Origin of the sequence: Ichthyobacterium seriolicida (genome assembly GCF_002369955.1) — a bacterium.
Lineage (GTDB): Bacteria > Bacteroidota > Bacteroidia > Flavobacteriales > Ichthyobacteriaceae > Ichthyobacterium > Ichthyobacterium seriolicida.
The window spans coordinates 1,454,028-1,466,052 of the sequence record NZ_AP014564.1 but is presented as its reverse complement, the minus strand read 5'-3'; the positions used below and the strand labels follow the sequence as shown (position 1 = coordinate 1,466,052).

Sequence of the window (12,025 nt, the reverse complement as noted above, 5' to 3'; positions counted from 1 at the left end):
CCAATTAATTATTTAAATTATGAAAACAAACAAAATATTTAAAAACATTTTATCATTACTGACTCTTGGTCTTGTGGTTTTTTCTTGTTCTAAACCATCTGAAGACCCTAAGGAAGGTCAAAACTTAAAAGCTTTAGACTTAGTAGTTACTTCTCTGAAATTTGAGAAAGCTAAAAATCTAAAAGAAACTAATGTTTCCGAGTTTTATGAAAAGTTATTTATTACAAGAACTCCTGCTAGGGATAAAAACAAAACTAAAACTGATAGTGAAACCGACAACGGTTATCCAGCTATGTTTTCGATTGAAACAGCAGATATAGTAGGAGATAGTATCATAAATATAAAACTTCCGTTTAACTCAAAGTTTACAAACTTAACAGGTAAGGCTAATGCTACGGCTACTATTACTTTTAAATCTGCTGCTCAAGGCGTTAAATTAGGGGAGACTACTATCAACGGTACTACTGCGGATATTACTTTTGAAATACCTACAACGGAGCTTACTAAGGAGAAATTAAGCGCTGCATCTACTAAAAAAGTTTTTAGATTCACTAAACCTGGAGCTACCGCTAATGACCCTATTTCTGTAAAAGAATATACCGTAGTTCTTAAGTTCTCAGAAACTAAATCTGACAAATGTGAGATAAAACCAGATGATTTTAAATTTACTGTTGCTTCCAATGGAATTAACGCTATTAATAATTTTAGAGCTATTACTGGCACAACTAGAGCAGCTAACTCAATAGTTAAAGCTCATTATGCTGCTGCTAATACTACCACCAGTAATGCTAATGATGGTACAGAATCTAAACCATTTGAATTTCAACTTAGAATAGGCAAAAGTACCGACACCACTAATAATGGCAATGACTCTGAAAATGGTGAACTTCCAAAAACTACTGGAGCCACTGAGACTACTTATTTCAAAGCAGATGCATTAAAACTTCCAGATGGGGCTTATATTGAAGTTGGCAATACGCCTTATCCTGCTAGTGCCGATAGTAATGTTTTTGCCTGTAATAGCGTTAATCCAATTACTGGAAACACAAAATCTATTAACAATGGTCAAAATCTTAGAGGTAATACTGATGCATCTACTAAAAAAAGTGAATACAAATTCACAGTAGTAGCTCAGGATGGAACGACTAAAAAATACTACAAATTAACAATTAATGCTACTGCTCCTACTGGTACGTAATTAGTATTATTCAAAATCACAATTAATTATTTAAATTATGAAAACAAACAAAATATTTAAAAACATTTTATCATTACTGACTCTTGGTCTTGTGGTTTTTTCTTGTTCTAAACCATCTGAAGACCCTAGGGAAGGTCAAAACTTAAAAGCTTTAGACTTAGTAGTTACTTCTCTGAAATTTGAGAAAGCTAAAAATCTAAAAGAAACTAATGTTTCCGAGTTTTATGAAAAGTTATTTATTACAAGAACTCCTGCTAGGGATAAGAACAAAACTAAAACTGATAGTGAAACCGACAACGGTTATCCAGCTATGTTTTTGATTGAAACAGCAGATATAGTAGGAGATAGTATCATAAATATAAAACTTCCGTTTAACTCAAAGTTTACAAACTTAACAGGTAAGGCTAGTGCTACGGCTACTATTACTTTTAAATCTGCTGCTCAAGGCGTTAAATTAGGGGAGACTACTATCAACGGTACTACTGCGGATATTACTTTTGAAGTACCTATAACGGAGCTTACTAAGGAGAAATTAAGCGCTGCATCTACTAAAAAAGTTTTTAGATTCACTAAACCTGGAGCTACTGCTAATGACCCTATTTCTGTAAAAGAATATACCGTAGTTCTTAAGTTCTCAGAAACTAAATCTGACAAATGTGAGATAAAACCAGATGATTTTAAATTTACTGTTGCTGGTACTGGAGTTAATGTGATTGCTAATTTTAGAACACTTACAACAGCTAGAACAGCTAACTCAATAGTAAAAGCTCATTATGTGTCGCCTTCTGGTGGCGATAAAGACGGTACAGAGGCTAAACCCTTTGAATTTCAGCTTAGAATAGGGAAAGGTAGCAGCAGCAGCAGTAATGATGATTCTGCAAATGGTGAACTTCCAGAAACTAATGGAGCTAATGCTACTACTTATTTCAAAGCAGATGCTTTAAAACTTCCAGATGGGGCTTTTATTGAGATTGGCGATATACCTTATCCTACTAGTGACACTAGTAACGTTTTTACCTGTAATAGCGTTAATCCAATTACTGGAAACACAAAATCTACTACTGATGGTCAAAATCTTAAAGGTAATGCTGAAGGGTCTACCAAAAAAAGTGAATACAAATTCACAGTAGTAGCACAAGATGGAACGACTAAAAAACATTATAAATTAACTATTAACGCTCAAGCTCCTAGCTAGTTAATATTATTCAAAAATTGAATTAATTATTTTAAAATCAAAAGGGGCTTTTTTGCCCCTTTTTCGATCCCCTAGCTAAAAGTTGGGGGATTTTTTTATGTCCATTTTAGTTCAAGGGATAAATAAAAAACTTCTAAATTAAAATAAAGCTACTACCTTAGCTCTTTAGTTTGGGGTCACTGGCTTAGTTATTCATTTAGGTCGTTGACATTTATTTTTTAACAATAATTAGATATGAAAACAAACAAAATATTTAAAAACATTTTATCATTACTAACGCTTGGGTCGATAATCTTTTCTTGTAACAAACCAAGTGAAGGACCTAAAACAGAGGAAGAAGCTATACAGAACACAATTGCGAACATTAAACGCATTGTATTTACAAAAGCTAAAAATAGCACCACTGCAACAAACCCTAATACCGCTACTCCTGCTTATGCAGCTCTTTTTGTAAAAAAGACTCCCGCTGTTACATATGCTGACTTAGCTACAGAATTTCCTGCAGTTATTCAAGGTGATACTGTTATTAAAGTAACAGTGCCATTTGATAAAACATTAAATATAAGTACTGCTGCAACACTTAAGGCTACGATTACCCTTAATAAAAAACCTGGTGAAAATGTTTATTTAGGAGATACTAAATTAGCTGACTCTACTGTGCCTTTTGATTATGAGATTAGCACTCAATTAGTTCATGCTGAATTGAAAAAAATTGGTGGTGTTAGCCAAGTTTTAGAAATCAAAAGAAAAGACAAAGATGGCAAGGTTCTTATTAAGAAATCTTTTAAAGTGGTATTTATTCATGATACTCCTTCGGATAACGCTATTATAGGACAAGATGATTTTAAATTTACTGTTGCTGACAGTGGGATTAATGCCAAAGCTTCGTTTAGAACTACTACTATAGCAGCTAACTCAATAGTTAAAGCTCATTATGCTGCTGCTAATACTGCTAGCAATAGTCCTAATGATGGTACAGAAGCTAAACCATTTGAGTTTGAACTTAGAAAAGGGCAAACTGGTAAGGACAGTGAGTCTGATGATTCTAAATATGGGGAGCTTAAGACTGCTGGAGTTGGTAATACCGATTATTTCAAAGCAGATGCTTTAATTCTTCCAAATGGGGCTTATATTGAGGTTGGTGATACTGCTTGCAGCAGCAGTACTGCTACTTGTAATAATGTCAATCCAATTACTGGAGTTAAAACAGGCGGAACTACTAGCACTACTACAACAGACCTTAAATGTCATTCTTCAACTGCTGGTACAAAAACAGAATACAAATTCACGGTAGTAGCTCAAGATGGAATGACTAAAAAATACTATAAATTAACAATTAATGCTGATGCTCCTACTAGTTAATAGTATTCGAAAATCACAATTAATTATTTTTAAATCAAAAGGGGCTTTTTGGCCCCTTTTTTTATGTTATAAATTTATCTCTAATCTAACTGAGATATTGTTATAATTCATGTAAAGCAGAGTTGATATATTTGCTTGATCTGAAAAAGCAAATGAAATATTATATCGTAGCTGGGGAACCTTCTGGTGATCTTCATTCATCTAAACTCATAAAAGAACTCAAATCAATAGATAAATCCGCTGTATTTAGAGGATTTGGTGGAGACCTCATGCAAAATGAAGGATTACAATTGGTCAGACACTATAAATATCTCTCATTTATGGGCTTTTTAGAGATCCTCATAAATATAAAAACTATAATCAAAAACCTAAGGATATGTAAAAATGATATTAAATCCTTCAATCCAGATGTGATTATCTTGGTAGACTATCCAGGTTTTAATTTGAGAATAGCCGCTTTTGCTAAATCCCTGGGAATAAAAGTATTCTATTATATCTCTCCTAAGGCTTGGCTATGGAAAAATTCTCGTGTGGAGAAAATAAGAAAAAACGTGGATCGGATGTTTGTAATATTTCCATTTGAAGTTGACTTTTACAAAAAAAAAGACATAGATGTCAATTATGTGGGAATGCCCCTTTTAGATGAAATTAGCAATGAAAAAAGAATTTCAGAAAAACAACTGAGAGATGAATTATCTATAGATAATGACAAACCTATAATAGCTCTTTTGCCTGGTAGTAGAAAACAAGAGATAACAAAAATGTTGCCCATTATGTTAACGCAAATTGATCTGTTTAAGGAATATCAATTTGTATTGGCTGCTACCTCTTTGAAGATTAAACATATATATGAGAAAATTATAGGTGATATAGATATTCCAATAGCTTATAATAAAACTTATGATTTGCTTAATCATTCTCATGCAGCTTTGGTAACATCAGGCACGGCAACTCTTGAAACAGCTCTATTTAGAGTCCCACAAGTAGTATGCTATAAAACTAGTTTTATAAATTATCAAATAATCACAAAAATAATTTCACTCAAAATAAAATATATCTCCTTAGTGAATATAATCTTAGATAAAAAAGCCGTAGTCGAACTGATACAAAATCGTTTAAACAAAAATCTTCTAAAGAAAGAATTGGGCTCAATATTAAAAGGTGAAAACAGAAAAAAAATATTGGAAGATTACCATATGCTGTATAATATACTGGGTGAAAAAGGTGCCTCTGCTAGAGCAGCTAAACAGATGTATAATATTCTAAAAAATCATTAATGAAAAACCTATTTAAGGTATTGAAAATAGCTAAACCTTATAAAATAGAGATATTCTGTGTGTTTCTATTTGGCTTGCTCGTGATATTATTTTCACTTTTTTCCTTAGCCACTTTGATTCCAATTTTGAAAGTACTCATAAATAATGTAGAACCAATATTAGAAATACCTGTTTACAAGGGAATTTTAGACATAAAAAATTTTTTAGAAAAAACAATTAACTATAACATATACAATTCAATAATTCAAAATGGTAAAATAAAAGTACTAGAGATAACATGTATTTTTGCGGGCGCTGCCTTTGTATTAAAAAATATATTTAGATATTTTGCCTCCATGTTTGCAGTTAAAATACGTAATACCATAGAGCGAGACATAAGGAATAAACTCTATAAGAAAATATTAAACCTACACATAGGATATTTTTCTGATAAAAATAGGGGCGATCTAATATCTCATTTTACAACTGATATAGTAGAGATACAAAATGCTATTTTGAATTCTATAAGTATGATTTTCAAAGATCCTATAATGATAATAGCATCATTGATAATTCTATTTATTATGAGTCCTCAACTCACAATATTTGTATTAGTTACTATGCCTATAGGGATTATCATTATTAGTTTTGTAGGCAAAAATTTAAAAAAGATAGCATCAAAAGAAAAGTCACAACAGGATAAACTCCTATCCATATTAGATGAAACAATATCTGGAATATCAATTGTAAAAGCATTTGTATCGGAAAAAAGAACATACGATAAATTTCTAAAAAGCAATCATATCGATTATAAACTGAAAAATTCTGTGATGTTTAGGAGAGAGATGTCTTCTCCTATAAGCGAAGTTATAGGATCCTTTATAATAATATTGATAATATGGTTTGGTGGAAAATTAATATTAGAACAACAGAGTTTAGAGCCTGAGATATTTATAACCTATTTGATGTTTTTTTATCAAATCATTCCTCATTCAAAATCTATTTCTACAGCTTTTTACGACATAAGAAGAGCAAGCGCCTCGGTAGACAGAATATGGAATGTATTATACACAAAAAACGAAATAAAAGACAGTGAGAGCTCAATAGAAATAAATGACTTTAAAGATGAAATAGTCTTCGACAGTATAAGTTTCTCATATGGAAGGGAAGATCTTATAAAAGAGTTTTCTCTCACTATAAAAAAAGGACAAAACATAGCATTAGTAGGAAAGTCTGGAGGGGGAAAATCTACATTGATAAAGCTTTTGCCAAGGTTTTACGACATAGAAAAGGGAAATATATATTTAGATAAAACTGATATAAGAGATATAAAAAAGCACAGTTTGAGAAGCTTAATAGCAATGGTGACACAAGATTCCATATTATTTAATGATACTGTGTATAACAATATCACAATGGGTTTAGACACCTACACACAACAAGAAGTTATAAATGCTGCAAAAGTTGCCAATGCTCATGAATTTATCACTCAGCTCAAATATGGATACCAGACTAATATAGGGCAAGGAGGCAACAAACTATCTGGTGGACAAAAACAGAGATTATGTATAGCTAGAGCTATATTAAAAAATCCACCTATTATGTTATTAGACGAAGCTACATCATCTCTAGACGCAGAATCTGAAATACATTTGCAAAAAGCATTAGATAACATAATAAAGGAAAAAACCTCAATAATAGTAGCTCATCGTTTGTCGACTATACAAAGAGCTGATATCATAGTAGTTATAGAAAAAGGACGAATAGTAGAAAAAGGAAGTCATCGAGATTTGCTAGATAAAAAATCGGTATATCACAAATTAATTCAATTACAGTCTTTTGATTGAATTTTTAATATAAAAAGCACTATTTAATTATTTTAATATGAATATAGCAGTAATAGGAACTGGATACGTAGGATTAGTAACTGGTACTTGTTTGGCAGAAACAGGAAATAATGTGGTATGTGTAGATATCGATAAGGAAAAAATAGAGAAGATGCAAAATAGGCAACTCCCTATTTATGAACCAAATTTGGATATCCTTTTCAATAGGAATATAAAAATGAACAGATTGAAATTTACCAGTTCACTAGAAAATGCTATACGAGAGGCACAAATTATATTTTTGGCTTTGCCTACTCCTGCAAATGGAGATAATTCAGCTGATATATCCTATGTTCTAAAGGTCTCAGAGGAGATAGGCAAACTAGTTTGTGATTATAAACTAATAGTAAATAAAAGTACTGTCCCAATAGGGACTACAAAAAAGGTATACGATATAATATCAAAAAATGCTAAATCCACTTTTGATGTGGTATCAAATCCTGAATTTTTAAGAGAGGGATTTGCTGTGAACGACTTTTTAAGACCAGATAGAATAATCATTGGCACTAGCTCGGACAGAGCTTTTGATTTGATGAGCGAACTGTATAAACCTTACGTACACTCGGAAAATCAGATTATAAAAATGGATGAAAAATCTTCTGAGCTGACTAAATACGCTTGTAATTCTTTTCTGGCTACTAAAATATCTTTCATAAATGAAATGGCTAATTTTTGCGATGAAGTAGGAGCAGATATAGATCTGATCAGAATAGGAATGAGTGCAGATGAGAGAATAGGCAAACACTTTTTATTTTCAGGATTAGGCTACGGAGGCAGTTGTTTTCCAAAAGATTTAAAAGCACTGATAAAATTAGGACAAGACAACAACTACGACTTTAAAATTATAAATGCCATTTCCAAGGTAAATGAAAAACAGAGAACATCTATATTGTTAAAACTAGAAAAATATTTTCGTGGAGATATAAAAGGTAAATCTATAGCTCTGTGGGGTTTGTCTTTCAAGCCTGATACAGATGATATAAGAGAGGCTCCATCTTTGTACATCATAGATAAACTATTAGAATTAGGAGTATCTGTAAGGGCCTTCGACCCAGTATCCATTAGCAATGCAAAAAAAATATACAATTCTAAAATATATTTTGCCACGGACATTTACGACTGTGTAAAAGATGTAGACGCCCTTATTATTGCTACAGAGTGGGCTTCATTTAAAAATCCTGATCTAGATAAAATGAAATCTATAATGAAAAACCCAGCTATATTCGATGGCAGAAATATATACGACCTAAAACATATGCAAAAAAACAATTTTCACTACGAAAGTATAGGCAGAAAAAAAATAGAAATATGAAAAATAATATGAAACCTATTGTAAAAAGATTTTTTAAATACCTGAGTTTTCACACTGAGTCAAAGCACGATGTGGATACTATCCCTAGTACTGAAAGACAATTTCAAATGGGAAATTATTTAGTAGATGAACTAAAAAGCATAGGATTAAAAGAAGTAGAGATAGATGAAAACTGTTATGTAATGGCAACCTTGCCTTCTAACACGGAAAAAAATATCCCAGTTATTGGTTTTGTAGCGCATATAGATACTTCTCCTGATTTCACTGGTAAAAATGTGAACCCTAAAATCACTTATAATTACGACGGTGGAGACATAATCCTCAACACAGAAAAAAATATAATACTTTCTGCCAAGTACTTTCCCGAGATAAAACTGTATAAAAATCAAACGATTATCACAACGGATGGGACAACCCTATTAGGAGCAGATGATAAAGCAGGAGTAACTGAAATAGTTACAGCTATGGAGTATTTAATCAATAATCCAGATATAAAACACGGTGAGATACGAATATGCTTTACCCCTGACGAAGAAGTAGGAAAAGGAGCTGATCTATTTGATGTGGAAAAATTTAGAGCTAAATGGGCTTATACTATAGATGGTGATAGAGTAGGCAAATTAGAATTTGAAAATTTTAATGCTGCTACTGCAATAATAGATATAAAGGGGAACTTGGTTCATCCAGGTTTTGCAAAAGACAAAATGGTAAATGCAAATACTATAGCTTCTGAGTTTTCAGAATCATTGCCTAAGGAGGAAACTCCCGAAAATACTCAAGGATATGAAGGCTTTTATCACCTATGCGATATAAACGGAAATGTAGAAACAGCACGATTGAGATATATTATAAGAGATCACGATCACATTAATTTTACCAATAGAAAAAATAATATAGAGCAGTTGGTAAATGATTTCAACAAGAGGTATAATAATTCTCTAACTCTAGAGATGAAAGATCAGTACTATAATATGAAAGAAAAAATAGAACCGATCATGTATATTGTAGATATAGCCAAAGAGGCTATGGAAAAAGCTGATATAAAACCTATAATAGAACCCATAAGAGGTGGCACGGATGGTTGTAGATTGTCTTATATGGGATTACCTTGTCCTAATATTTTTTCTGGAGGACATAATTTTCATAGCAAATACGAATACATAGCTGTAGAATCGATGGAAAAAGCCGTAGAAGTAATAGTAAATATAGCCTCTATAGTGGAAAATAAATTTAAGTAACTTTTTATCTTGATGTAGATAATAAAATGATTCAAGAAGTATACAGTGATACAATTCATTACGATATAGATATTATATCAAAAATAATATGTGCCCAATCTCATATAGGAAGTGATAAAAAAGAAATAAATAAAATAACTACTGACAGTCGTCAATGGGATAATGATAGCACTAGTCTATTTTTTGCTTTAAACACCCAAAATGACGACGGACATAATTATATAAAGAGTGCATATAACCAAGGGGTTAGAAATTTTGTAGTAGAAAAACTAGACTGTAAAATACCAAACGCTAATTTTTTATTAGTAAAGGATGTATTGACATCTCTTCAAAATTTAGCTGTATTCCATAGGGAAAAATTTAATATTCCAATTATAGGAATAACTGGTAGTGGTGGAAAAACTACAGTAAAAGAATGGCTCTATCAAATATTAAAGGAACGATTCAATACGGTTATAAGTCCCAATAGTTATAATTCTCAAACAGGGGTCCCTTTGTCGATATGGGAGATTAAACACAATCATAAACTAGGTGTTTTCGAGGCAGGCATCTCTAATATAGGAGAGATGGAAAAACTTGAAAAAATAATATCTCCTACAATAGGGATATTTACCAATATAGGTGATAAACACTCCGAAAATTTCACTTGTATAGAACAAAAAATACATGAGAAATTAAAACTTTTCAAAAATTCTAAAACAGTCATAGTACCATTTGATGACAAACTGATACTAAATGAAATTTTAAAATCAAATATAAAAAGAGAATCATTACTCACGTGGGGATACAATAAAGGAGCTGATTTACAAATACTCAAATTAAATAAATTAAAAAATTCATCTAACGTATTTCTAAATTTTAGGGGTTCTAATTATAAAATAATCCTTCCTTTCAAAGATGATTTTTCTATAGAAAATGCAATACAAGTTTTGCTCACATCCCTATATCTAGGTATAGACCTTAACTATTTAAAAGAAAAATTTGCTCAACTTTCCATATCTAAAATGAGATTAGAGCAATTTAGAGCAAAGCAAAATTGTATTGTGATAAATGACAATTACACCCTAGATTTTCACTCGTTTAAGATAGCTTTGAATAAACTGAATAATTTTCCTAAAAAAAAGAAAACACTTATCATATCAGATATTCATATTCAAGGAAATCAAAAGGTCGTATACGAAAATATATTTAGTTTGATAGACTCTTGCAGTCTACATAGAATTTTTACCATAGGTAAAAATATCGATAAATATACCCATCTATTCAATGGCTCGATAATGAATTTTAAGAATACAAAATCATTTTTAGAGTGGGTAAAAGACGACTCTTTTTCCGATGAAGTGATCTTATTAAAAGGAGATAGAAGTTTTAATTTAAAAAAAATATCTAAAGTATTAGAGGATAAAAAACACAACACTATTTTAGAGATAAACTTAAGTAGTTTAGTACAAAACTTAGATTTATACAGGAGTTTCTTAAAAAAAGAGACTAAAGTAATGGCTATGGTAAAAGCCTTTTCTTACGGTAGTGGAAGCTATGAAATAGCCCAAGCCTTACAATTTCACAGGATAGATTATTTAGCTGTAGCTTATGTGGATGAGGGAATATCTTTGAGAAATAACGGTATAACTACTCCTATTTTAGTTTTAAACCCAGAATACAACAGCTATAAGGCTTTGATAGAACATGACTTAGAACCTGAAATCTATACTTTTGACGCTTGGAAAAAAATTGCACAAATTATAAGAAGACATTCTAATAAAGCTCCTTACCCTATTCATCTCAAGTTAGATACTGGAATGCATAGATTAGGATTTGAATCTAAAGACATAAATAAAATTTGTGAGTATATAAACGATTATAAAGAATTAAAAATTAAATCTGTATTCTCTCATCTTGCAGAGAGTGATAAACTAAATTCAGATTTTACAGAAAAGCAGATAAATTTATTTAAAGATCTATCTGACAGGATACAGAAAGTTGTAAAATACCCAATTATCAAACATATTTTGAATTCATCGGGAATAATAAATTATCCATCTGCGCATTTCGATATGGTTAGACTCGGTATAGGTCTATACGGAGTATCCAACGAACTTGATATTAGAAATAAATCTAGTAATGTTTTTAATTTAAACACTGTAATATCTCAGATTAAGAATATAAAGAAAAATGAGACTATAGGTTATAATAGGAGTTTTTTAGCAAAAAAAAATATACGTATAGCCACTCTACCTATAGGATATGCAGATGGTATAAATACTCATCTGAGTAATGGCAAAGGTTATGTTATTATAAATAATAAAAAAGCTGAAATAGTAGGAAGGATATGTATGGATATGATGATGGTCGACATTTCTGATATTCAGTGTTATCAAGGCGATAGTGTAGAGATATTTGGTCAAAATATCAGCATAAGTGAAATAGCTGAAAAATTAAATACTATAAGTTACGAAGTATTAACAAGTATATCTACTAGGGTGAAAAGAGTATATGTATACGATTAACTTAAAGACACTATCGCTGAAAAGCTTATAAAGTTTTAATTGTTTTTTTTAAATGTCTAGGATTTTTTATC

The 12,025-nt window shown here is 31.1% G+C and carries 8 protein-coding genes; all 8 read left to right on the top strand.

All coding sequences use genetic code 11. From position 1 onward, the window contains the following. The first annotated feature begins 19 nt into the window (after nt 1-19). The 8 genes from JBKA6_RS05590 (at nt 20) to JBKA6_RS05555 (ending at nt 11,954) form a co-directional block, all read left to right on the top strand. Nucleotides 20-1,198 carry a hypothetical protein gene (locus JBKA6_RS05590; protein ID WP_157776965.1) on the top strand — a complete coding sequence of 393 codons (1,179 nt, stop codon included), beginning with the start codon at nt 20-22 and terminating at the stop codon, nt 1,196-1,198. A gap of 37 nt (nt 1,199-1,235) precedes the next feature. Continuing rightward, nucleotides 1,236-2,393: a hypothetical protein gene (locus JBKA6_RS05585; protein WP_096686668.1), complete on the top strand. Its 1,158-nt coding sequence runs from the start codon at nt 1,236-1,238 to the stop codon at nt 2,391-2,393. Nucleotides 2,394-2,627: 234 nt separating this feature from the next. Further along, nucleotides 2,628-3,755 (top strand): hypothetical protein, encoded by a 1,128-nt coding sequence (locus tag JBKA6_RS05580; protein ID WP_096686666.1) that lies wholly within the window; start codon nt 2,628-2,630, stop codon nt 3,753-3,755. A gap of 152 nt (nt 3,756-3,907) precedes the next feature. Further along, nucleotides 3,908-5,032, top strand: a complete 1,125-nt coding sequence (gene lpxB / locus JBKA6_RS05575) for a lipid-A-disaccharide synthase (protein WP_096686664.1) — start codon at nt 3,908-3,910, stop codon at nt 5,030-5,032. Beyond that, nucleotides 5,032-6,858: an ABC transporter ATP-binding protein gene (locus tag JBKA6_RS05570; RefSeq protein WP_096686662.1), complete on the top strand. Its 1,827-nt coding sequence runs from the start codon at nt 5,032-5,034 to the stop codon at nt 6,856-6,858. Before lpxB ends, JBKA6_RS05570 begins: the two co-directional genes overlap by 1 nt. A 37-nt stretch (nt 6,859-6,895) precedes the next feature. Continuing rightward, nucleotides 6,896-8,209, top strand: a complete 1,314-nt coding sequence (locus JBKA6_RS05565; protein ID WP_096686660.1) for a UDP-glucose dehydrogenase family protein — start codon at nt 6,896-6,898, stop codon at nt 8,207-8,209. Next, nucleotides 8,206-9,447, top strand: a complete 1,242-nt coding sequence (gene pepT, locus JBKA6_RS05560; protein ID WP_231952044.1) for a peptidase T — start codon at nt 8,206-8,208, stop codon at nt 9,445-9,447. The genes JBKA6_RS05565 and pepT overlap by 4 nt, the downstream gene beginning before the upstream one ends. Before the next feature lie 26 nt (nt 9,448-9,473). Then, nucleotides 9,474-11,954: a bifunctional UDP-N-acetylmuramoyl-tripeptide:D-alanyl-D-alanine ligase/alanine racemase gene (locus JBKA6_RS05555; RefSeq protein WP_096686658.1), complete on the top strand. Its 2,481-nt coding sequence runs from the start codon at nt 9,474-9,476 to the stop codon at nt 11,952-11,954. The last annotated feature ends 71 nt before the right edge of the window (nt 11,955-12,025 follow it).

Bases quoted from the DNA above. Each gene is read 5' to 3' on its own strand.
- JBKA6_RS05590 (WP_157776965.1), top strand. From the start codon at position 20: ATGAAAACAAACAAAATATTTAAAAACATTTTATCATTACTGACTCTT.
- JBKA6_RS05585 (WP_096686668.1), top strand. From the start codon at position 1,236: ATGAAAACAAACAAAATATTTAAAAACATTTTATCATTACTGACTCTT.
- JBKA6_RS05580 (WP_096686666.1), top strand. From the start codon at position 2,628: ATGAAAACAAACAAAATATTTAAAAACATTTTATCATTACTAACGCTT.
- lpxB (WP_096686664.1), top strand. From the start codon at position 3,908: ATGAAATATTATATCGTAGCTGGGGAACCTTCTGGTGATCTTCATTCA.
- JBKA6_RS05570 (WP_096686662.1), top strand. From the start codon at position 5,032: ATGAAAAACCTATTTAAGGTATTGAAAATAGCTAAACCTTATAAAATA.
- JBKA6_RS05565 (WP_096686660.1), top strand. From the start codon at position 6,896: ATGAATATAGCAGTAATAGGAACTGGATACGTAGGATTAGTAACTGGT.
- pepT (WP_231952044.1), top strand. From the start codon at position 8,206: ATGAAAAATAATATGAAACCTATTGTAAAAAGATTTTTTAAATACCTG.
- JBKA6_RS05555 (WP_096686658.1), top strand. From the start codon at position 9,474: ATGATTCAAGAAGTATACAGTGATACAATTCATTACGATATAGATATT.